Origin of the sequence: Burkholderia sp. BCC1208 (genome assembly GCF_902833095.1) — a bacterium.
In the GTDB taxonomy this organism is placed as follows: domain Bacteria; phylum Pseudomonadota; class Gammaproteobacteria; order Burkholderiales; family Burkholderiaceae; genus Burkholderia.
This window is the reverse complement of record NZ_CADFDY010000001.1, coordinates 318,109-339,266: the sequence shown is the minus strand read 5'-3', so window position 1 is coordinate 339,266 and position 21,158 is coordinate 318,109. Positions and strand designations below refer to the sequence as shown.

Below are 21,158 nucleotides of genomic sequence, written 5' to 3'. Positions count from 1 at the left end.
GAGGCTTGCGATGACAACGAAAACATCGACGACGGGCGCCGCCGTGGCCGCTCGCGCATGGCGCGGCGTCGCGCCGTGGCTCGTGCCGCTCGCGTTGCTGGTGGTGTGGGAAGTCGGTGCGCGCACCGGCTGGCTGTCGACCCGCGTGCTGCCCGAGCCGGTGGCGGTCGTGCGCGCGGCCTGGTCGCTCGTGACGTCGGGCGAAATGTGGGCGAATGTGAAAGTGAGCACGTGGCGCGCGCTGTTCGGCTTCGCGATCGGCGGCGGCGTCGGCCTCGCGCTGGGGCTTGCGACCGGGCTGTCGAAGGCCGCCGAGGTCGCGCTCGACTCGACGATCCAGATGATCCGCAACATCCCGGCGCTCGCGATGATCCCGCTCGTGATCCTGTGGTTCGGCATCGACGAGAAGGCGAAGCTGTTCCTCGTCGCGCTCGGCGTGTTCTTCCCCGTCTACATCAATACGTATCACGGGATCCGCTCGGTCGACGCGAACCTGATCGAGATGGCGAAGAGCTACGGTGTGCGCGGCTTCGCGCTGTACCGCGACGTGATCCTGCCCGGCGCGTTGCCGTCGATCCTCGTCGGCGTGCGTTTCGCGCTCGGGCTGATGTGGGTGATGCTGATCGTCGCGGAGACGATCTCCGCGCAGTCGGGCATCGGCTACATGACGATGAACGCACGGGAATTCCTGCAAACCGACGTGGTGGTGGTCGGCATCCTGCTGTACGCGGTGCTCGGCAAGCTGGCCGATGTGCTGGCGAAATGGCTCGAACGCGTGATGCTGCGCTGGCACCCCGCTTATCAATCAGGAGCAAAGGCATGAATGCGACGACTTCGGCGGCCGCCTATGGCCCGCTCGCCGGCGCAGACCTCGAGGCCGAGCTGGCGCAGGCCCGCGTCGCGGACGGCGACGCGCGTGACGCGGCGATCCTCGAGCGCGACGGCGGCGCATCGGTCGTGCCGCTCGCGCGGCGGCGTGCGGCGGGCAGCCCGGCCCCCGACGACGCGGTCACGCTGTCGGGCGTCAGCAAGCGCTTCGGCGCCCGCACGGTGCTCGACAACGTCGAGCTCGGCATCGCGCGCGGCAGCTTCGTCGCGATCGTCGGCCGCAGCGGCTGCGGGAAGTCGACGCTGCTGCGTCTGGTCGCGGGGCTCGAGCAGCCGAGCAGCGGCGCGCTCGTGAGGCGCGGCGAGGGCGGCGGCGTGCTCGATACGCGGATCATGTTCCAGGATGCGCGCCTGCTGCCGTGGAAGACCGTGCTGCAGAACGTGATGCTGGGCCTCGGCCGCGGCGCGCGCGACCAGGCCCGCGCGGTGCTCGACGAAGTCGGGCTGCTGGAGCGCGCGAACGACTGGCCCGCGCAATTGTCGGGCGGGCAGCGGCAGCGTGTCGCGCTGGCCCGCGCGCTCGTGCACCGGCCGCAACTGTTGCTGCTCGACGAGCCGCTCGGCGCACTCGATGCGCTGACCCGCATCGAAATGCATGCGCTGATCGAGCGCCTGTGGCGCGAGCACCGGTTCACCGCGCTGCTCGTCACGCACGACGTGCAGGAGGCCGTCGCGCTCGGCGACCGCATCCTGCTGATCGAGCAGGGGCGCGTGGCGCTCGACCAGCCGGTGCCGCTCGACCGGCCGCGTGCCCGTGCGTCGGCCGCATTCGCGGCGCTGGAGGATCGCGTGCTGAAACGCGTGCTCGCCGGCGGCCCCGGCGCGGCCGTTCAAGACGCGGAGCGTGAAGCAGACAAGGTTCGGCCGGCCGGGCAAATCCGCTGGGCCGTTTAATTCCGGGCGGCTCCGGCCGCCCGTTCTGAGACTTTTTTCTTCGGAGCGATCATCCCGATGAGCATCACTGCAATCAACGTACGGAACCAGTTCAAGGGCAAGGTCAAGGAGATCATTCGCGGGTCCGTGGTTTCCGAAGTCGACGTCGAGACGCCGTTCGGCATCGTCACGTCGGTGATCACCACCCGTTCGGTGGACGAACTCGAACTGAAGGTCGGCGCCGAAGTCGTCGCGCTCGTGAAGTCGACGGAAGTCTCGATCGCGCGCCTCTGAGCGCGTGTGTCGTGCATCGGGGCGCCGCCGGGCAGACAACGTGCCCGACGGCGCCGCATTTGCATTCGCGCAGCGCGTTTGCCTCGGTATTCGACTCCCGGACGAAGTGCTAGGATGGAACGACACCGATGCCGGAGGCGAACGCATGACCCCCATCCTTTCCCCCGAAGCCATCGAGGCGCTGAAATGGATCGACCAGTTCGGCGACAGCCGGCCGGTTCCCGCCGCGTTCGACGACGTCGTCCATGCGTTGCTGAACGACGGGCTGATCTATCTGGCGACGGCCGACCGGGTCGATCTGACGGCCGATGGCCGGTCCTTTTTGTCCGACGAATACGATTGAGCGCGCGGCGCCGGCTGCTCGGGCGGCCTGGCGCGGCGTCGCCTCGGAGCGTGCGATGGAACCGAGAGGCAGCGACCTCGGCGATTTCAGCGAGCCGTACCGCGGTTTCGAGATCGAGGTGAAGACCGAGCAGGTCTGGGACGGTGAGCATGCGCACTATCGCGTGCTGCAGGGCGATGCCGTGCGGATCGACTGGCGGCTGGTCAAGGTCGACGGGATGCTGCTGACCGAGCGGCGCGTGATCGAGCGCGTGCTCGACGAGGCGCGCCGGGCGGTCGATGCGGAACTGGGCTAGGGCTAGGGCCTGTTCACGCTGATAACGGGCTTGCGAACGTGCCTTTCCGCCCGGAGGGCAAGGAGAGAGGAGGCGCAATAGCCGTCGCTATTGCAACGACGAACGACGCCGCCATGCGGGCGGAAAGGCACGTTCCCCTGTTTGGAAAAAATTCGTTCGTGGGGCTGGCCCCCAGAAGGGCCGATCGCCGCGTCATGCTCCTCGCGAATACGTCGAGTATTCGCTTCGTCGCAATCCTTGCGCTCGGCCCTTCTGGGGGCCAGCGCAAGCCCGTTATTAGCGTGAACAGGCCCTGGCGCACGTGTCGGGCGGGCACGGCCCGTATTGCGGTAAAATATTGGGTTGTTTCCGTGCCGCCTGGCCTGTACCCGAATTCATGTCCGTTCCGTCCTCGCTTCCTCCCCGCCGTGTATCCGTCGCGCCGATGCTCGACTGGACCGACCGTCATTGCCGCTCGTTCCACCGCACGCTGACGCGCAATACGTGGCTGTATACGGAGATGATCACGACGGGCGCGCTGCTGTTCGGCGATGCCCAGCGGCATCTTGCGTTCACGCCGAGCGAATCGCCGGTCGCGCTGCAACTGGGCGGCAGCGAGCGCGACGATCTCGCGCGCGCGGCGAAGCTCGGCGAACAGTGGGGCTACGACGAAATCAACCTGAATTGCGGGTGTCCGTCCGAGCGCGTGCAGCGCGGCGCGTTCGGCGCATGCCTGATGAACGAGCCGCAGCTCGTCGCCGACGGCGTGAAGGCGATGCGCGATGCGGTGTCGGTGCCGGTGACGGTCAAGCACCGCATTGGTGTCGATGCGGTCGAGGACTACGCATTCGTGCGCGATTTCGTCGGCACGGTGGCCGAGGCCGGTTGCGAAACGTTCGTCGTGCATGCCCGCAACGCGATCCTGAAGGGGCTGTCGCCGAAGGAGAATCGCGAGATCCCGCCGCTCAAGTACGACTATGCGTATCGGTTGAAGCGCGATTTTCCGTCGCTGGAAATCGTGATCAACGGCGGCATCACGACGCTCGATGAAGTCGAGCAGCATCTCGAGCACGTCGATGGCGTGATGCTCGGCCGCGAGGCGTATCACAACCCGTACGTGCTGGCGGAGGTCGATGCGCGCTTCTACGGGTCGACCGCAGCGGTGCCCACGCGTGAAGAGGCTGAAGCGCAACTGATCGCGTATTGCGCGGCCGAGTTGAAGCGCGGCACCTACCTGGGCGCGATCGTGCGGCACGCACTTGGGCTGTATCGTGGCATGCCGGGCGCGCGCGGCTGGCGTCGCGTGCTGTCCGACAACAAGAAGCTCGCACGCGGCGATCTGGCCGTGTTCGACGAGGCACGCGCGCATCTGAACGAAGCCGAAGAATTTTTTGAAAAAAAGGCTTTGCAAGATTCAAAAGACTTCGTATAATCTTGTTCTTCGCTGCTGAAACAAAACAGCGAAGCGAAGAAAGCAGTATCAGTGGTGGCTGTAGCTCAGTTGGTAGAGTCCAGGATTGTGATTCCTGTCGTCGTGGGTTCGAGTCCCATCAGCCACCCCAACAAATTCAAGCACTTAGCCCAGTCATTGCGACTGGGCTTTTTGCTTTCTGGAGTCCGTGTAACCGCTGTGTAACCGGATTTCGTCAATCGCGAGGCTATCCAGGATGCCGTACTTCCATATCTCCAACCATCAATTCACGGTTGGCGACGTGGTGCAGCGCGGGCGGTGGGGTAATGCGCTCCGTACTTACCAATTCGATGCGGGCTCAACGGACGGCGCGTACAAAGGCTGGCGGCTCGCCAGTGAACTCTTGCTCGAGCAAGTAAGGCGGGACATCGCTCCGCATTTGCCAAGCCGCTGGAACTGCACGTTTGCGTTTGCCGACCGCGCTCTAGCCGTCGCTAATATGCATTCGCTCGTTCCCAACCCGAAGCTATATGCAGTTGAACTCGTCACAATGGAGGCCGTGACGCATCAAGCGGACTGGCATTTGCTTTCAGGTCCATTTCGCTTCAATCCGAGCGCTTCGTTCATGGCGTTGAATGAGCAACTTGCGAAAGAATACTGGGCTCCGGCGGCATCACTCCAAATTCCAGAGATTTTGTGCGCGTCTGACCTGCGCGTGACAGCAATTCTCTAGCAGCGCTCCTGTAACGTCGGACAGCTCATCACGGCTGCATGACTCTTCTCTAACGTCGGAGAAGGTGTCGGTCCTATCACCGCAACCCATCCGCCATCCGTTACCATTCGACTAAAAGTTGAACGGGGTAAGGGGCAAAATGGGCGGGTGGACCAGAATCTGGGTGGTGTTGACGGTTGCGATGAGTGTCATCGCTGCATGGACCTATACGGACAGGGTCCAATCGGCTGAGCGGCGTGCGAACCAGGAATATCGCACTGCGCTCGACGCCGCGGAGTCCTGCCGACAGACGCTAGCAGCTGGGCAGCCTGGTGCTTCAGACGCGTTCGGCCAATTGCTGTACCGGGATTGTGCCGATGGTGCAAAGACCGGGGCATTAAGCGCGGCGCAATTAGCGAGCAAACGAGACGACGCTATTGCCGTATCTAAGCGAGACGTGGCTATTGCAACAGTGTCCTTCGTCGCGTGGGTAAGTGGCTCGGTCGGGGCGTTTTTCTTTTCTGTAGGTTGGATTCGGCGGGGATTTCGCAGAAAGACACCGGCACGATAGGAGAACGAGAAATGGACTGGTTATGGGGAATATTCGCGCTGACAGTCAGCGGCATCGGGGCCGCCTGGGACTGGGCCAACGCTCATTGGCTTGCAATTCTTGTTATTTTGATCCTCGTGGAACTACAGTCCGTCTCGACGAAATTAAACCGCATCGAACAACGCCTCAACGTCATGCAGATGGATGACCAGCAGGTGAGGCGCACCGTAGAAAATATCGACGCCAAGACGTATTTTCGGGACTCGTAGCCTCGCGCGCGCACGCACGTATTGGTCTGAAAACTCGAGGCCTTTTTTACGGGCACGGAAAACTAGTCCGTCGCGGGCGTGTATCTGTCCGAGAATGATTCTGTCCGGTCGTGCCAACCAATTGACGCTGGGAGTTTTTTGCAGGCTGACTCGGTCCGGCGTTTGATTTCCTTTGATTGATTTCAAAGCGCCGAACCGGCGTTCAGCGTTTGCTGTTTTGCCTCTGTTCTGACAGAGAGGTGCGGTCTTTCACGGTTCTTTGGCCATTGCGGGGCCGTGGGCAAGCGCGATCCATCAACCTAGTCAGTCGGCTATTCCTTCACCGGTCGACGGCTCCAGTTCTCCCAGAGCGATTTTCACCAGGCGGGCGTGCCATTCCTGCTCGCTCTGAATCAGGCGTAGGCGCTTCTCGTACTCCACGGCGACGTTGGGATGGAAGTCGCGCAGATAGCGAAGCTTGCCGCCTGCTTCCACGAGGTGAGCCGTGCAATGCAGGCAGTCGAGCGAACCCATGCCGTAGGCGTATTGCCGAGGCAGTTCAACACCTTGGGCGCGCAGATACGAAAACACATCGTCTTTCGACCATCCCCGTATCGGAATCAGTTGCGTGCCGCCGTTCTGCGGGTCGACCATTCCGTTTGTAATCGGCGGCCGGTGCGCCTCGCTCTCACGCTCTCCACGTATTACCAAGTCAGCGCCCAGTTCTCTGATTTTGTTCTGCATCGGAGCCCAAACATTCGCGGCGCAGCACTCGAGCGTCGAGTGCACTTTGAAGCGAGGCGCATTCGGGCTGCAGAGGCGCCCGATAGCCGTCGCGGTCCACGGCACCATATCCGCAGGAAATGTCTGCTCAACTTCGTGGCTGCGAATGTATCCCGGTCCCGGGACTTCTACGAAGTTCGAAACAAGCTCGCGGATGCGCTGCATCTGCTCGACTGTTTCAGGATAAGCATCCCCAGAGTTCGCCCATAGAACTGTTACGCGGTTCCACCACGGACGAATCAAATATAGGCAGGCCAGCGAATCCTTTCCACCGGAGAATTTCAGCACGGGCCGCTGGTGCGTTGACATCGCTTCAGCGATTTCGCGTTGCGCGGCTTGGCTCAGCGCCGAGTCGAAAATATGGTCAGTCATTGTGTAACCTCCGCCACTTGTTTCGCTTAACGTCAGAATGCAATCATCGCGGCGCCGCCCAGCATTCCGAGGGTGCCCATGGTCGAGTTCGCGCTCGAGACGTCGGCGTTATGGCCTGCCAACTGCGCCTGGTAGGCATTGTTCATATACCCCGCAATATCTGCTGGTGCCGCCGCAGATTGGCCGGTACCGGAATATCCAGGAATCATCTGCGCGATGGTCTGCAGATTCGAATACGGCGCCTGCCCGATGCCGACTTGCTGGCCATAGAGCCCTGCTTGCTGGCCTAGGTTTTGGCCCATCATGCCCAGCAGACCCGACTGCGATTGCAGGTTGGCAAGCTGGTTCTGGAGGTTCTGCGAGCCGATTTGCGAACCCGTCAGAATCGACTGGTTGGCAGCATCGCTATATGCACGTTGACGTTGCAGAGCAAAGTTATTCTGAGCGTTGTTGTACGCCTCAGAACCTTGCGTCAGCCCTTGGTTCGCAAGCTGCGCGTCAAGAGCCGTTTTCTGCTGTGCAAACTGAGGGTCGAGATATTGGGTCTGGGCAGCATATGCGGCGTTCTGGCCTTGCTGCTGCGCTTGTTGCGCCGCTTGCGGATTCATAGATGAGCCAAGGGCGGAAAGTTGCTGGTTGAGGCCTTGGTACAGCCCAGCCAAACCGCTCAGGCCATTCATCGCGTTCTGGTTAATCGAACCGCTCTGTCCGACCTGTCCTAGAAGACCGGTAAGCATCCCCTGGAGCTGAGGATTGGCCGTGATGGTCGTCCCGTAGATAGGTGCTCCTGTGTTTGGGTCCCTGCCGACCTGCGTCGTCTGCTGTGAACCGAATGGATTCGAATAATTATTTAGGTTCAGTGCCTTGTTGTAGGCAGCCGATTGCTGGTTCGTGAACGTCGTAGCCGCGGCGGTCTGCCACGGATCCGGCGCGGACGGTGCATCGCCGCCTTTTCCGCCGCCCTCGAGTGTTGCCGGCCGAGCGTGCCCAGGCAGTCGCCGGAAGGCGTGGAGCGGCAAGTCCGGGGTATCAGGCGTAAGCAGTGTAGTGGTGCGCATATCGTGCCTCGAATGATTAATGAAACAGTTTCGGTTGGGCTGATTGACTAGGCTCGTTTGCTTCATCCGCCCGCTCATGCGGGTCGGGATGAATCGGAAGCCTCGGAAATTCGGCGCTGGCGTAGTCGTGCAACGTCCGTAGGTGGATGACGATGTTTTCAACGTCGAAGGCAATCGGCGTATCGCGGGGCAAGTTGTCGCGGACCATGCTGAGCATCCCCAGCACTAACCGGAACTGCGATGACAGGCGACGCATGAATGCGACTTGGAACTCGTCTACTTCAGCTAACGAATCAAGGTCCGTAGATGTGGTAGGGGTCATCACTCGACCTCCGATTTTTCGGCGCGCCTGACCACGATTAGCTTTCGCGTGCCATCGCGATTGATTTCTCTAATAGCGTTCTGCTCAATCTCATCGACGGATTCGCCGGGAGGGCATGGGTAGAAAAGGCCATCGACGAAGACGCCGGGACCTTGTTCGAACTTACCGAAGCGGCGAATCACGACGATTAGCGGTTCGATACCCCCGCGCTGTTGCTCCAGGCGTTCAATGCGCGACTTGAGGCTACTAGCTGCCATCTTTCGTGCCCTCCAAGGCTGCAATTCGTTTCTCGAGTTCGTCGGCCTCGATGATCCTCACTTGGGCCGTAATCACCTGCATTACTGCGTTGGCTTCATCCGGCGTAATTTGACCGAGCGCCATCGCGCGCATGACCGCCTCGCCCTGCTCAGACGGCGTGCCCGTCAGCTCAGGTAGGTCTACGGGCGCATCCTTTGCCTTGACGACGGGGATGCACCGGTCAATGCAAATTCGAAGCGCGGTCGTATCGCCAGCCTTGGCAAGCTCGACAGCCTTTTGCACCAAGTCCGCGGCGTGTGGCTGCAACAGTTCGCGGAGCGCTGTGCGTTTGTCTCGGGTGCCTTTCGGTTTCCCGGCCGGGTTGCCGCTTTCGCCTTTCCTGAATCGCGTCATTTCTCTGAAATGCTCCTGAAAAATTCACGACCGAAGCCGCCTGCATCGCTCATCCACACCCGCGCAGATCATTCACAACGCGGATTCCCGTTTTGTCCCGTTTCATCCCGTTTCGGGAGTTTCTGGGTCCCGTTTTCTCCCGCTCCGTATATATAGATACGGGCGGGAACGGGACGGACTCCGGGAAGGGTGGGGAGGGTGGGTCATTTGCGCCATAGCCAGCCGTCCCTGGAGCCGTAGATTCCGTTCGCGACAAGCCCGGTTACAGCCGCCCTGGCACGCTCGTTACGCTTCCGTGGTTCGCATGTCAGGGTTGATGCCACCAACCGGACAGCGGCCTCGATTTCGATACAAGGGTGGGTCGGCGGCGCGTCGCCTTTACCGAAGTTCTGGGACTGGCGCAATGGCTCCGCGAGGGCGTCGAGTGCAATGCGCTGGTTGCCGCCCTGGGGAAGCTTTATGCGCGCTACTTCCTTCGCGCCCTCGTCAGGCTCAACGACGCAAGAGGTAACCGGTTCTCCGTGCTCGTCGTCGCCCAGTTCCACCACGCGCAGAGCGAACGCGTTGCGCCCTCCGTCGGCGTCGTCCTTGCTCTTGGCTACGCTCCATTCCCGGCGCCCCTCATTGCGCGAAACCTCGAGCGCGGCGTCGAGCGCGGCGTAGAGGCTGCTATGACCGCGTAGCCCCTTTGCGCCATCCTTGCCGGTGTGATGAACGAGCAGCACCACGCCGCCAAGCCGGCGCTGTGCCACGTTGCAGGCCTCGATGAGCTGGCCCATGTCTACACTGGAGTTCTCATCCGTACCAGGCGCAGCGCGGTTCAGAGTGTCGATGACAAGCAGCCCATCACGACCATCGGCTGTCAACACGGCTGCGCACAGGTCGGCTACGTCTTCGGACTGCCGCAGGTCGAGCGGCTGGGTGACGAACCGAAGGCGGCTCGGCAGGCTGCATTGCTTGCGGATGCTCCACGCCTTCGCCCGCTTGCCAAGGCCGGCTTCGCCTTCGAGGCATACGTAGGTGACGGGAGCTGCGGTCGCGCGCCGCCCGAACCACTCAGCGCCGGCCGCGATGGCCGCGCAGAGGTCGAGGACGAGAAACGACTTCCCGGAACCGGACGGACCATAGACGGCAGCAAACCCAGAGGCGGGGAGCACGCCCTGAACCATCCAGCGAAGCGGCGGTGCGCTGAGCAAGTCGTCGGCCGATTGCAGTCGATAACGCAGGGGCGGGGTTTTGGCGGCGCGCAGCAGATCCGCAAGCCCATCGGTGCCGTGGTCGGACTCGAAGTCGTTGGCGTCATAGTTGGCCGGTTTGTCCGTAGGCATTTCGACCCACGCACCGGTAATCTCGCGGGCGATGTCTTCGGCGTCTGCTTCCTTGCCTCGGTCGGTAACGATGACAATGCGCGCCCCCGGAAATTGCTTGCGCAGCAGCTTGGCGATAGGACGAGTGCGGCCAGCGCCGAACGTAACCACCGCGGCGGCATGATAGTCTGCCTTGGCGCACGCCCATGCTTGGCCGATGCCCTCACATACGTATAGCGTGCTGTCCGGCGCGATGTTGCCGACCACGAACAGGCCATCGCTGAACGATGCACCGGGAGCGTTGAGCTTCTTCCCAGTACCAGGCGGTGGGATGTATTGAATCGTGCGGAGGGTGCCGTCGAGCGCGCGCGCTGGCAAGGCAAGCCATCCGGCGACACGTTGGCCGCCGATGGCAAGGTCGTCGTGCGCCGGCACCATGCGAAGGCCGTCAGGATTGCCGCGCTTCGCAATGATGTAACGATGCTCGGCCGTCGCGGGGGGATAGCCTTCGAACGTCGCAGCCAGGTCAGTGCGAGGTTTCAGGTGAGCATCGACCTTCGTGGATTTCGCGACCGGCACCCGCGCCGCCGGCATCGTGTTGCGCGCGTGTATGTCGCGCCAACCAGCGTCCATTGCCATCTTGAACAGCGTGCCCGGCCCAATGCCGCCATTGGGTTTGAAACTCTTCCACGCGGACTTGGCATCGCGCTCACCGCCGAAATTGGCGCCAGTGGAAGACCACTCGACAAAATCGGCTTCGGATAGTCCGGCAGCCTTTGCTGCCATGCCCGCGCTTACCCATTCACTGCGGGAGCATCCGGCGTCGAGCGAATACAGGGCATCACGTGCGCGCGCAGCGTCGTGACCATTCATCATGCGGCCACCTGGTCGTGCGCAGCGAGCCAGCGGCCGACCTTGTTTCGGTCGCGCTCAGTCAGGACATAAACGCCGGCTTCAACTTCTTTTCCGTCGCGGTCGTGCACCGTGCGCATGAAGCAGGGCGCTTCGAGGCCCTTGGCGCGCAGGTCTGCGACGAGCGCGGGGCCATTGCTGCACCCAGCTACGCGGTCCAGTTCTTCACGCGCCAATCCGGCCGGCGATGCCAGCAATGCTCGAAGTGCACGCAAGTGACGCGGGCTACGCGTTCCGGTAAAATCACATTGCTCTTTCGCGCTCAATTGGCTCTTAGTCGGTTGGGCGTTTTTCATTTACGCCTCCCCGCCCAGGAGTGCCTGGATGTCGGCTACTTTCCAGGCCAGCCTGCCATTGATGCGAACGGGACGAATTGGGCCGTTTTCGAGGCAGGCCCATTTGCGAAGGGTTTGCGGTTTGCGATTGAGTGCGGCTGCCGCTTCGTCGGTCGGTAGAACGGCCTCGATACGGTGCGCGGCCAGCGCCGTATTGACCGGCGTTGTGAGAGTCGCGTGCATCGTCTTTTCCTTTCCGCATCGAGCGGATTCGTTGATGACGATGCCTATTCAATTTCCCTCAGTAGGGTCCCTCGCAACCCTCCCTCGCTACCTCAATTTGAGGGAGTGCTACTGCGCGTCCGCAATTTCTCCGTTCTTTCTCAGCCGTTCCCAGGCAAGATCAAACACTTTCCCCGAAAATGCCAGCTTGGCACGGACTGCGGCCTTGATGCCGGGTTTGCCGGGCGTCTGCTTCGGAAGCCTCGCCGGATCTTCGCCGAGTTCGCGGATAACACGTAGGATTTCGTTCTCTTGATGCCGCTGTTGCAGTGGCGGTCTAGCGGGTGCGGCTTCCACCTCGACAGCAGATGCAGGCGCCGCCGCCGCATCGGTGCGGAACTGATAAGTCACACGCCATTCAGGGCGCGAGTCGAGCAGCCTGTTCACGTCGGCAATGTCCACACGGTCATAGAACGTGCGGAGATTCTTCGGAACGGCATAAGGCAGGAAGTCACCAAGGTCGCGCGGATTCTTCAATGGCAGCGCGCCGCCCCTGATTTCGGCAACAAGCGTGGACTCCCAGCGCGCCGCCTCGGTGCCTGTTTCCTTGGCAAGCGCCAGCGCAACATCTTCAATCGTGCGGCGCCCAGCCGCTTCCATTGCAGCTTGCTCGACGTCGACCTGCGCAATCAAACCTAGACGGAAGGGGAACTGTTCGCGGGCACACCATTCATCCACGGTGTATTCGTTCAGCAGGATTTCCCCGTCTTTCCGGCGCTCGTTTGCCAGGAGTTCCCCTTGTTCTATAGCGTATTCCATCCGCTCGACCAGCGATGACTGCAGAGCACGCTGTGCCTCGACGTCTTGCGGATGAACTCGCATTGCGATAATGTCCGCCGCGTCGTCGACGGTGTACCTGCGAACCGACTGACACAGGGCAGTCAAGACCTGCTGCGCGTCCTCGGCGGTCAACCACCAAGCCGCCGGACATGCCGAAATATCGGCGGCGTCAGGTACTTCAATGCCGTCAGGTCCGTGCAACGTAATCTGTTTGCATCGGACCATTTCGGCTATTTGAGGGATAACGCCGGGAATGCCTTCCGGGGTCCGGCCGCGTACCTGTAGGGCGATTTCAATTGTTCGGTGCAACCCGTCGCGAGCGTCGAGGCCATGCGCGTGAGTTGTGGTCTGGTCGGCTCGCTGAACAGCAATCATCCATGCGAGGTCCTCGACGGTGATTGCCTGCGCGGATTGCGGCGGATTTGCTGTAGGAGGCGAGTTGTCAGCTTTGCTGACGAGCCATGCCTCCTTTGCGAAGGCAAGGAAAGATTCTCTCTCGAAGTACAAGCCATTGAACGGCTCGAACTGTGCGCGCTGCGGGATGCCGAAACGTAGAGGAAGCATGTCGCGGCCGCGAGGCTCGAGCGTGCCGCTTTGTACAGCAGACCCGATGGACTCGCGCAACACTTCGGCAGTGGCCTCCCGAATGCCATCATTTTCTTCGGGCGCCAAGTTGGACCCATCCCGATATTTGGCGCGAACGAACGCCGCAATGAATTCTTCGCAGTCGATAACCGGCGAATTGCCGTCGTCGACCCAAAAATTGACCTTTTCAGCCATCTGCACGCCTTCCGGTGCACCCTTCATGAGGATGCCCCTGCCAGGCCGGTGAAGGTTTCCGGCTTTTCGCCCCGTCGAGCTAGGCAGGAGCAAAGCGGCCCGAGTTATCTCGGTTGTTCTGCTACATCGCTCCGTGGTCAATCATTCGGCGCGCTCCAGACCATACGCCGCCCAATGCATCGCACATGGATTGTGCTGCAGTTAGCGCCGCGCTATGTTCTAAGAACGGTTCTCCGGTATAGGTGTGCTCGCCGCTGTCGTCCGTGACTCGAGTGACGGGCACCCATCGCAGTGCGCCGTGCGTCACATATTCTTCCCACACCGCCATATCGTTGGCACTCAGATAGCCGTGTTCGGCAGCAAAGCGCAGTGCTAATTCGATGCGCTGCCGACCGTATGAATCGAGCCGGTCAAACACATCAAGCGTGTCGGCTAGCGAGACGTGCCACGCGCCGCCGGGCATTGCGGGGTCGCGCAGAGAGACGGTGACGTCGCTATCAACAGCTAGGCCAATATCGTCGCCTTGCCATATGAGAGAGTGAGGTGTTTGGAGGTTCGCTGCTTTGCTCATGATGCTTCTCCTGGGGAGGGTCCCCGATTCAGTATCGGTCATCGTTCGCTGCTTCGCGAACCTCGAACCGCCGCATTTGCCATCCGCGGATCTGCACCAGCGCCCGCGCCCATTGCGCCGGTGACAGAACGCGCCAACCAGGTTCGGGGGATGGCCACAGGCGTTTTACCCGGAAAGCCATGATGTCCGACCAGTTTGGGTTCGCTGGATTCGCCGCATCGGAAGGTGTGTATAGCGCGACATAGGCAGGTACATCGGCAAGCTGCGCCAAATGCTGTATCACTCCGGCCGGCTTCTCCTGTCCTATGTCGCGCGCTACTTCAACCAGGGCCAAGGGAACCTTGGCGCCGTTGTCGTACTCCGTGAACAGCACCGAATCGAGGTCAACCATCGTGAGAGATTCGGCTTGAGCCGCCTGCAAATATCGGCGAATCGAAGGCGCGCGATGCCATGCGCCGTAAGCGCGGTCGCGCGTTTCGTATTGTTCGAGCCTCATGTTGGCTCCTGAATGAAAGATGCGCCGATAAGCTAGGCGCAGAGTTGGCCCGTCAGTCTCGCGGAAAGTTGTTGAGCTGCAGCTCGACTAGCAGTTCCGGCAGGCGGTCAAACGCCGGGTGTGTTAGAACCTGCGCGTTATTCACGGTCCGTCTCCTCTGCATCGCGTGTGCGGTGAGCGAGGCCCTGAAGTCTGGTAGCGAGTTCGTCCATGTCATTCCGCAGGTCGGCGAGCATGCATTGCACGGGCAGCCCGTCGGGCGCGTCCGATGGCACTGCCTCAACCATGAAAGCGAGCACGTTGTGAAGCTTCCATGCGAGGGCAGATTCCTTGACCAGAAAGCCTTCGGCGCGGCCAAGTGCGCGGTCACCATCCTGGGGTTGACCTATCGATTGAAACAGTTCACAGCCTTCTGCCATCCCGGCAAAAAACTCGTTGCCCATTGCATCTATCAATTCACCGAACTCATTATCTGACTGACCGACGGCTATTGGCGCGTTGGCGTTGAGCCACTCAATCCATATGGTGTCTGCGACAGGTTGGAGCGCATCGCCATCGCCTAGAATCTGGCGGCCAGCAATGCGAGCGCACTTGAGCGCCTCTTTCCGGGGAAGCGAGGCGAGATTGACAGGAGTTTTCGCCTCATCATCGGACGGTGCCGAAGACTCCCCCGGTACAACGTGCAGGCCAGTAATTTCGCGAGCCGGACGCGCACGCCCGGTAGAATTGGCAGTAGCCATGGTACGGACCTCCAATTAGGCCGTGTTGTGGTCAGGCGGCGCGAAGTGTTCCAGCACCCGCGCCGCCGCTTCGCCTGATACCGTCAGGCAGCGGTAATTACCTTTAGTCCTGGCCTCTCCGGTTCCGGCGTGAATTCAACGCCCGCTTCATCGAGGATCCACGCCTCCAGTTTGTCGTGCCACTTGCGCAGAAGGTCAAGCGGGCGCACGTTGTAATGTCGCTCAGCAATGGCTGAAGGCTTGTGTCCCATGATTTGGGCTTTGATGCCCGACGGGACTTCAGTCCATTCGGCAAGGCTTGAGAACGAACGGCGCAGGCCGTGCAATGTCACGGGCGCGATACCGGCAATCCCGCACACGCGATGCAAAGCGTTGTTCGGTGCGGCCAAGCGGCCATCCCCTGAAGTCTTGCTCGAAAATACCCACTCTGACGGCTGCCAGGTTTCACCTTTAGCCTCAAGGCTGCGCATCTGGCGGACATTCGGCGGCGTGTCATTGATGCGTTTCAGTTCAGCCAAGACACCGGCAAGGTAGGGAGTGAGGGGAATCACTCGGCCTGTCTCGGTTTCCACCTTGTCCTTTAAGCGCAGGCTGCGCCACCGAAAGTCCACGTCGTCCCAGCGCAATTCGGCCAATTCCTCACGGCGCGCGCCGGTTAGCAACAAACCTATCAAATACGCCTCCATCACCGGATTGCTGAGCTGGCGCACGGCATCAAACCATGCGGCCAGCTGCTCGCGCTGGATGGAATCGGTCTTGGCAGCCTGCTTTGGCAGGGCATCTTTCGAAAGGCGGGTCGCGACGGATTGCGGGTCGATGAGCCCCTGATATTCAGCTTTCGACTCGCACCACGTTGCGAAGATGCGCAGCAGGTTGAAGGCCAGCCGTACACGTGCCGGACGGTGAGCGGCCTCCTCGGCCAGCCAGTCGCCGACGCGCTCGGCGTTCAGGTCCGAAAGCCTCAGTGGCATTAGCGTTGCGAGGGGCCCGGGCTCCGTTAGCCCTTTGCCGCGCTTTTTCGGCTGGCCGCCGGCACTGGCGAGTGCCACATGGTCACGGTAATGCAGGTCGCTCCACTTGGAACGGCGAGCGTCAATGTACGCCTTCCAAGCATCTGCGAGCGTCACGTCTTGGCGGCGCGCCTCAGCTTTGCGCGCTTCGCGTGCTTTGTGCTGTTCGGCGGCTTCTTCACGCGGATCCTTTCCGGCGTCAATCAGACGTTGCAGGCGGCGCGCTTCGTCTCTGGCAGCGTCAATGCTCCAGTCCTTCGGCGAACCAATCGTGACCCTCACGGTCGCCCCGTTCAGCTTGCCTTGAAAGATGTAAGCGAGTGAGCCGGCAGCCGTAGCACGGAGGCCGAGGCCGGACGCGCCGCTGTCCCAGAGAAACGCCTGCGACTTGCCAGCCGGGCAGCTATGCCCGTTGACGCGACCTGCCGTGAAATTGACCTTTGCCACTGCGCCACCCGCGGGTTTCGGGTTACATGAGAGTCATGTAACTGCCGTGTAACCCCATTATTGGCACATCAATCAACAGAGGTCAACAGGATTCTGTAACCGGTTTGCTGGAAAAATTCAATGATGACAATGGTTTGGGTTGGTTTTGGAATATGGGTCAACATCCAGGAATACATGGATGAGAGGATTGTGATTCCTGTCGTCGTGGGTTCGAGTCCCATCAGCCACCCCAACGAATTCAAGCAAAAAGCCCGGTTCAATGAACCGGGCTTTTTGCTTTCTGGCGTTCGGACGCACCCACGGTGTGTTTTGGTCACGGCGTCTTTAACGGAATGGCACACCGTATTCAATGAATCAACCGTGATGCCATCTCGGCTTCGCGCTTCAAAAGAACGATTACGTAAAGCGCTCGGCGCGACAACAACATCAAGCGCATGGAAGGGGCCGCCCTATGCACGAGAGAATCGAATGCCGTAGCGATGAATTCGACGGTCACGAAATCGTCATCGAGTCCGTGCAGGTGTCGAAATCGGGCGTGTGAACATGCGTGGTATCGACCGATAGCGCCGCTTGTCCGGCATCTCCGATGTGAATGACGGAGAGGGCGACGAGGCCCCCGGGTGTGCTTCGTATCGCGTTTCCGTGTAGTTGCGCCGACAACCTTCGTATCAGGTTTGCCCGCGACGCTTCTTTCCCCCTAAGGTTCCCGCCCGCCGTGCCGTTATCTTGCCTGGACAGCCCTCGTGCCTCGAATGCTGATCCGTTTTCTTGCCTGCTCGCGCAAAACGCGAGCAGGCTTTTTTCGTTTACGACCGCTCGCAACCGGCTGATTGGCGGAATCGCACAGGGCCTTGGCGTAAACCGACAAAGCGCAGCAGTCTTACATGCATGTAATGTGTGACCTTCCTCGTGCCCTCATGCTTTGCAGGGCCGTTCGATCCCGACGACCGGAGAAGGTGTCGGGATTTTTTTGCCCGCGTGCCGGCCTCCCGACGACGAGCCCCGGCGAAATGCATCCCGCAGAAGCGCGGTATATTTTGCGAAGACACATGCCGATCAAGAGAACGAGCACAAGGAGTTGCCACCGATGCCGGACACCCGGACCACACTGCGCGCCGCGACGGCGCACGACGCGAGCCACATTGCTCGCCTGCACACGCTGAGCTGGCAAACCGCCTATAGCCACATCCTTCCGGCCGCCTATCTGTCCGACGAGGTGCCGACGGAGCACGCGGTCCGGTGGCGCAAATATCTCGATCGCAGCGAGAGCGAGTGGGGCCTCGTGCTGATCGCCGAGTCGAATGGCGAGCCAGTGGGCTTCGTCAGCGCCGAACGCCCCGTCGATCCGGCGCTTGGTGTGTTGCTTGATTGCCTGCACGTTCATCCGTCTCATCACGGCAGCGGCACGGGCAAGCGCATGATCGAAGCCGTTCGCGCATGGGCCCGGTCGATTGGCGTGGACAAGGTCCATCTGCAAGTGCTGGAGGGCAACGTGCGTGCGATCGGGTTCTACGAACACAACGGCTGGCAATTGGCCGGTGTCGAAACGAGCCGCATCGGCCGGACGGAAGTCACCGACCGGATTTACGCGATCCAGGCTTGAACGCTTGCCGGCATCGCCGCGCGGCGCGCGCGCGTGCAACCGCGGCCGGCCGCTACGGCATCGCGGCCGGTGAAAGCCGAATGGACTGTGCCATTACTCTCCGCAATACCGGAGAAGCAAATCGGCTTCGGTCTCGTGGATTTCGACGGGCAAGATCGTCGCGCCGGCATAGGCGAGATAGCGCGCGCGATGCTGGCCGTTACGGAACGATGCGACGCCGATTTTCGACAGGCCGGGAATGCCGAGCAACGTTCGTGTTCTCGTCTCGCGAAACGTGATGAACGGCATGTCCGGAATCCGGTCCTGGTTCGGATCGAGGAATTCGCGAATACCCGCGGCCTTTCCAGGCGCCCAGTACTGAACCGACGGCAGCACATAGTCGGTGGTGTCGCGGTCGGCGCAGGTCAGCAGCTTCTTCAGGTCGATCGTCACGACCCGATGTCGAGAGTCGTCGGACGAAAATACCCGCTTGAGGTGCGTGTAAGCATAGGGAGCGTGCCCGGGAAGCTGGACGATCCAGACATCTACGCCGCCTTGTCGTGCATGAGCGAGCGTCATTATTTCCTCTGGTGGCGCAAGCAGTCTTTGTGACTCGAGTTTAGCAGCGCGGACAGCTGCACTGCACGCCGATACCAAAAATAGGAAAGCGAGCGACTTACAGCTTAACCGGCAAAAAATGAGACCGGTCATACGTTGACGGTCCATATCGACAGGCCGCGAGAATATCGCGATACTGCCAGCGAGAATGAAACCCTGCGCGAAATTCACGCAAGATTCACACGGTGTTGCGAAGCACGTCGGGCGCCGGGCATCATGAAAATTGAGAAGGCACGTTGAGCGGAGAAACCATGTCGTCGAAACTCGAGATCGAATATCTCGATTACTGCTTCACGGCAACGCTCGAAATCACGGCGTCCGGCCGTACCGCCGTTGTCGACAGGCGGCTCGAATCCGACGTGCGAAGCAAGACGCTCGCGTGGATCGTATTCGATCGTTTTCTGGAGCGAAGCGATTTCGCCGATGAGGAGGACGCGCGCGCCAATATCGTCGACTGGCTGGAGCGGCTTGCCGATCCGAGGCCCGTCGCATCAACCGAGATTGCGAAGGCGAGCGCGGTGGCAACCGGCGCAGTGGCGGCAGATGCGTCGACAGCCGGCATCGCCTCCGACGCCGCTAGTGAAATCATCTGCAATCTCGACTGGATCGAAATGGTTGGCGACTGGTTTTCCAATGGCTCGTTGTAGCAACGAACTCGTATTTTCGTGATGCAGATCATTGTGCGCAAGAAATTCCGCGTGAAAAAATGACGCGGAAATCGTATCGCACAAAAAAAATAGAATAATCCTGCTTTGACAATATCCGCGACTTACCGGAAACTGCGCCCGGGTATGAAAAATCGACTTGAGTTAAAAATAAATAAAACGCTGGAATGAAAAGGCGGGCGCTGTCGCCGGGCTCTTCGTCAACGATGCCGGCAAGCAATGCGCCGCGCTTGAATCATGACGGTATTCGCCGGCAGGCGAGCATGCCGATGCCGTCACGTTGTCACCAAAGGGTGAGTTGCCGCACAGACCGCCGCGCGACCCGCGGTCACAATTTGACCGGTTGACCGTTCTTCCCCGGCCCGGTCAACCATTTCCCCGCTCGCTCGCGCAGGAGCGGGGGCTTTTTGCCCCCCGACGCCGGAAGGCTGCGTCGGTGGAACCGGACAGGCGTTCGGCGGGCTGTGCGACGGCACTCGTGCGCATCCCGACATCCGTTCGCCCGATCCGTACGAATTGCTTTCCTCGTGCCTGAGCGAACCCTCAGGCCCATCGCCGTTTTTTGCCGGCGATGCCTTGATCCCGGCGGCGCGCAACAACGCTGCCGGGATGTTTTTTGCGTCGCCTGCGTGACGTCACGTCGCGCCACGGGCATGGCGCTCCGCTCAGCCCGCCTGTTCGACGCTCGTTTCCCATCCATCGTAGTTGCCGCCGAGTGCGCGCACCTCGCGATTGAGCGCGATCGTATGGCGCGTGATGTCGGCGAGCGCCGTCGTGCCTTCGTGCGAAAACCGCACCGCCGACTTGCCGTCTTCGGTCGGCGCGACCGATTCAACCGGATAGCCTTTCGCTTCGGCCCAGTCCGCGAACTGGTGCGCGTCGCTCGGGTCGGGGAAGTACGCCCAGTGCATCACGCGCCGGTTCACGTCGGGGACGTCGCCTTGCTGCCGCAGCGCATCCAGCGTGCGCATGTCGCGCATGATCTGCCAGTCGTCGTCGGTCGGGTAGAGCGTCTGCCAGTATGTCGTCTTGTCCGGGTCGTCCTGATGGGCGTACTGAAGCGCATAGGTCGTCTGGTCGGCCAGCGAGTCGACGATCTCCGCGGCCGCCTCTTCGTCGAACGGCACGTAGAAAAGAAAATCCTGGTTGCCGTCGACGGTGATGCGGCCGACCTGCACGCCGCCTTTCGCGGTGATCGCGGCATCGAGCAGAGCCTCGATCTTTGCGAGATCGGCGTATTCGTCGCCGGTCGGCAGACCTTCGGGCGACGGATGTGCAAAGGGGATGCGCACGCTGAGCACCGACGTGCGCGGATCGCCATCCGCGATTTCCGCGAAGCCGTGGTTGAAGCTGATGAAAGCCTGATGGTCGCCCATTCTGGCAGGGAAGGTTCCCCAGGCGTCGCTCATGTGTTTCTCCCGTACACGATTGTCTGTTGACGGTTGCAAAGCGTCTCAATGTATCATCGAAAATCGCGTTGGCCGGAGCCGCGCACGTGATCGCGGGCCGTGCGCGCCGCGCAGGCGAGGTCCGGGCTGTTCGCCGCTCGCCGCATGCATGCGGCAGGCCGCAAAAATTCAAGGGAGATGCCGATGTCGACGTTTGCGGTGAATGGTGTCCGAATCGATCCGCTCAGCGCGCGCGTGACGCACGTGCGGTGGGCGGCCGTGAACCCGGCCGATCGCTCGTGGGCGGCGGCGCCCAGCGAGGCCCCGGTGGCGGACGTGGCGCGCGCGCTCGCGTCCGGTGGCGATGTCCGCGCGATCTTCTCGGCATCGGACACCACCGCAATCGGCCCCAGGCTGAAGCGCGTGCTGTATCGCGATGCGTCGGAAGGCATCGAGCTCGACATCGATGCGACGAGCGAGTCGCGCACATTGCGCGATCTGCCGCAGATCTGACTACGACGGTACC

General features: G+C 61.3%; 27 protein-coding genes and 1 tRNA gene. 13 read left to right on the top strand and 15 right to left on the bottom strand.

The window, feature by feature from the left end; all coding sequences use genetic code 11:
* Positions 1–10 precede the first annotated feature (10 nt).
* The 9 genes from ssuC to HWX09_RS01495 all read left to right on the top strand — a co-directional run bounded on the left by ssuC (position 11) and on the right by HWX09_RS01495 (position 5,614).
* Complete coding sequence (ssuC, locus tag HWX09_RS01535; RefSeq protein ID WP_027784340.1) at positions 11–823, top strand: aliphatic sulfonate ABC transporter permease SsuC; 813 nt, start codon at positions 11–13, stop codon at positions 821–823.
* Positions 820–1,782 (top strand): ATP-binding cassette domain-containing protein, encoded by a 963-nt coding sequence (locus HWX09_RS01530; protein ID WP_027784341.1) that lies wholly within the window; start codon positions 820–822, stop codon positions 1,780–1,782. Before ssuC ends, HWX09_RS01530 begins: the two co-directional genes overlap by 4 nt.
* A 57-nt stretch (positions 1,783–1,839) precedes the next feature.
* A complete protein-coding gene (locus HWX09_RS01525) occupies positions 1,840–2,055 on the top strand; it encodes a TOBE domain-containing protein (protein WP_006476104.1) in 216 nt (71 codons plus the stop codon).
* Between the two features lie 145 nt (positions 2,056–2,200).
* Positions 2,201–2,398, top strand: a complete 198-nt coding sequence (locus tag HWX09_RS01520; protein ID WP_027784342.1) for a hypothetical protein — start codon at positions 2,201–2,203, stop codon at positions 2,396–2,398.
* Positions 2,399–2,453: 55 nt separating this feature from the next.
* Positions 2,454–2,693 (top strand): hypothetical protein, encoded by a 240-nt coding sequence (locus HWX09_RS01515; RefSeq protein WP_027784343.1) that lies wholly within the window; start codon positions 2,454–2,456, stop codon positions 2,691–2,693.
* 424 nt (positions 2,694–3,117) lie between these two features.
* Positions 3,118–4,104, top strand: a complete 987-nt coding sequence (dusA, locus tag HWX09_RS01510; RefSeq protein ID WP_027784344.1) for a tRNA dihydrouridine(20/20a) synthase DusA — start codon at positions 3,118–3,120, stop codon at positions 4,102–4,104.
* Positions 4,105–4,158: 54 nt separating this feature from the next.
* A tRNA-His gene (locus tag HWX09_RS01505) sits at positions 4,159–4,234 on the top strand.
* 105 nt (positions 4,235–4,339) lie between these two features.
* Positions 4,340–4,816, top strand: a complete 477-nt coding sequence (locus tag HWX09_RS01500; protein ID WP_027784345.1) for a hypothetical protein — start codon at positions 4,340–4,342, stop codon at positions 4,814–4,816.
* Between the two features lie 561 nt (positions 4,817–5,377).
* Positions 5,378–5,614 carry a hypothetical protein gene (locus tag HWX09_RS01495; RefSeq protein WP_027784346.1) on the top strand — a complete coding sequence of 79 codons (237 nt, stop codon included), beginning with the start codon at positions 5,378–5,380 and terminating at the stop codon, positions 5,612–5,614.
* A gap of 303 nt (positions 5,615–5,917) precedes the next feature.
* On the opposite strand, the gene HWX09_RS01490 is transcribed toward HWX09_RS01495, so the two are convergent.
* From HWX09_RS01490 to HWX09_RS01430, 13 genes are all read right to left on the bottom strand, one after another.
* Positions 5,918–6,748 (bottom strand): phosphoadenosine phosphosulfate reductase family protein, encoded by an 831-nt coding sequence (locus HWX09_RS01490; RefSeq protein ID WP_051421392.1) that lies wholly within the window; start codon positions 6,746–6,748, stop codon positions 5,918–5,920.
* 32 nt (positions 6,749–6,780) lie between these two features.
* Positions 6,781–7,872 carry a tail fiber domain-containing protein gene (locus HWX09_RS01485; protein WP_175888551.1) on the bottom strand — a complete coding sequence of 364 codons (1,092 nt, stop codon included), beginning with the start codon at positions 7,870–7,872 and terminating at the stop codon, positions 6,781–6,783.
* Positions 7,823–8,128, bottom strand: coding sequence for a hypothetical protein (locus tag HWX09_RS01480; protein WP_027784347.1), 306 nt, complete (start codon positions 8,126–8,128; stop codon positions 7,823–7,825). The genes HWX09_RS01485 and HWX09_RS01480 overlap by 50 nt, the downstream gene beginning before the upstream one ends.
* Positions 8,128–8,385 (bottom strand): hypothetical protein, encoded by a 258-nt coding sequence (locus tag HWX09_RS01475; RefSeq protein ID WP_027784348.1) that lies wholly within the window; start codon positions 8,383–8,385, stop codon positions 8,128–8,130. The genes HWX09_RS01480 and HWX09_RS01475 overlap by 1 nt, the downstream gene beginning before the upstream one ends.
* Positions 8,375–8,779 (bottom strand): DUF5681 domain-containing protein, encoded by a 405-nt coding sequence (locus HWX09_RS01470; protein WP_027784349.1) that lies wholly within the window; start codon positions 8,777–8,779, stop codon positions 8,375–8,377. Before HWX09_RS01470 ends, HWX09_RS01475 begins: the two co-directional genes overlap by 11 nt.
* A 203-nt stretch (positions 8,780–8,982) precedes the next feature.
* Positions 8,983–10,962 carry an AAA family ATPase gene (locus HWX09_RS01465; RefSeq protein WP_027784350.1) on the bottom strand — a complete coding sequence of 660 codons (1,980 nt, stop codon included), beginning with the start codon at positions 10,960–10,962 and terminating at the stop codon, positions 8,983–8,985.
* Positions 10,959–11,294 (bottom strand): hypothetical protein, encoded by a 336-nt coding sequence (locus HWX09_RS01460; RefSeq protein ID WP_080681335.1) that lies wholly within the window; start codon positions 11,292–11,294, stop codon positions 10,959–10,961. Before HWX09_RS01460 ends, HWX09_RS01465 begins: the two co-directional genes overlap by 4 nt.
* On the bottom strand, positions 11,295–11,516 hold the full coding sequence (locus HWX09_RS01455) for a helix-turn-helix domain-containing protein (protein ID WP_080681336.1): 222 nt from the start codon (positions 11,514–11,516) through the stop codon (positions 11,295–11,297).
* A 108-nt stretch (positions 11,517–11,624) separates the two neighbouring features.
* Entirely contained in the window at positions 11,625–13,142 is a 1,518-nt protein-coding gene (locus tag HWX09_RS01450; protein WP_027784352.1) for a hypothetical protein, read from the bottom strand.
* 94 nt (positions 13,143–13,236) lie between these two features.
* The gene (locus tag HWX09_RS01445; protein ID WP_155257355.1) at positions 13,237–13,686 is read right to left on the bottom strand and encodes a hypothetical protein; all 450 of its coding nucleotides are present in this window, start codon (positions 13,684–13,686) and stop codon (positions 13,237–13,239) included.
* Between the two features lie 28 nt (positions 13,687–13,714).
* Entirely contained in the window at positions 13,715–14,182 is a 468-nt protein-coding gene (locus tag HWX09_RS01440; RefSeq protein WP_027784353.1) for a hypothetical protein, read from the bottom strand.
* A 137-nt stretch (positions 14,183–14,319) separates the two neighbouring features.
* Complete coding sequence (locus tag HWX09_RS01435; protein WP_155257356.1) at positions 14,320–14,922, bottom strand: hypothetical protein; 603 nt, start codon at positions 14,920–14,922, stop codon at positions 14,320–14,322.
* An 83-nt stretch (positions 14,923–15,005) separates the two neighbouring features.
* Complete coding sequence (locus tag HWX09_RS01430) at positions 15,006–16,379, bottom strand: integrase family protein (RefSeq protein WP_027784355.1); 1,374 nt, start codon at positions 16,377–16,379, stop codon at positions 15,006–15,008.
* A 120-nt stretch (positions 16,380–16,499) separates the two neighbouring features.
* On the opposite strand from HWX09_RS01430, the gene HWX09_RS01425 reads away from it, so the two are divergent.
* Entirely contained in the window at positions 16,500–16,856 is a 357-nt protein-coding gene (locus HWX09_RS01425; protein WP_155257357.1) for a hypothetical protein, read from the top strand.
* A 610-nt stretch (positions 16,857–17,466) separates the two neighbouring features.
* Positions 17,467–17,982: a GNAT family N-acetyltransferase gene (locus HWX09_RS01420; RefSeq protein WP_027784356.1), complete on the top strand. Its 516-nt coding sequence runs from the start codon at positions 17,467–17,469 to the stop codon at positions 17,980–17,982.
* A gap of 93 nt (positions 17,983–18,075) precedes the next feature.
* Here HWX09_RS01420 and HWX09_RS01415 read toward each other — a convergent pair whose 3' ends face one another.
* Positions 18,076–18,540 (bottom strand): hypothetical protein, encoded by a 465-nt coding sequence (locus tag HWX09_RS01415; RefSeq protein WP_027784357.1) that lies wholly within the window; start codon positions 18,538–18,540, stop codon positions 18,076–18,078.
* Between the two features lie 290 nt (positions 18,541–18,830).
* Here HWX09_RS01415 and HWX09_RS01410 point away from each other — a divergent pair, with 290 nt between their 5' ends.
* On the top strand, positions 18,831–19,226 hold the full coding sequence (locus HWX09_RS01410) for a hypothetical protein (protein WP_027784358.1): 396 nt from the start codon (positions 18,831–18,833) through the stop codon (positions 19,224–19,226).
* A 683-nt stretch (positions 19,227–19,909) separates the two neighbouring features.
* On the opposite strand, the gene HWX09_RS01405 is transcribed toward HWX09_RS01410, so the two are convergent.
* Entirely contained in the window at positions 19,910–20,653 is a 744-nt protein-coding gene (locus tag HWX09_RS01405) for a DUF695 domain-containing protein (protein WP_027784359.1), read from the bottom strand.
* A 183-nt stretch (positions 20,654–20,836) separates the two neighbouring features.
* Here HWX09_RS01405 and HWX09_RS01400 point away from each other — a divergent pair, with 183 nt between their 5' ends.
* Positions 20,837–21,145, top strand: a complete 309-nt coding sequence (locus HWX09_RS01400; protein WP_027784360.1) for a hypothetical protein — start codon at positions 20,837–20,839, stop codon at positions 21,143–21,145.
* The last annotated feature ends 13 nt before the right edge of the window (positions 21,146–21,158 follow it).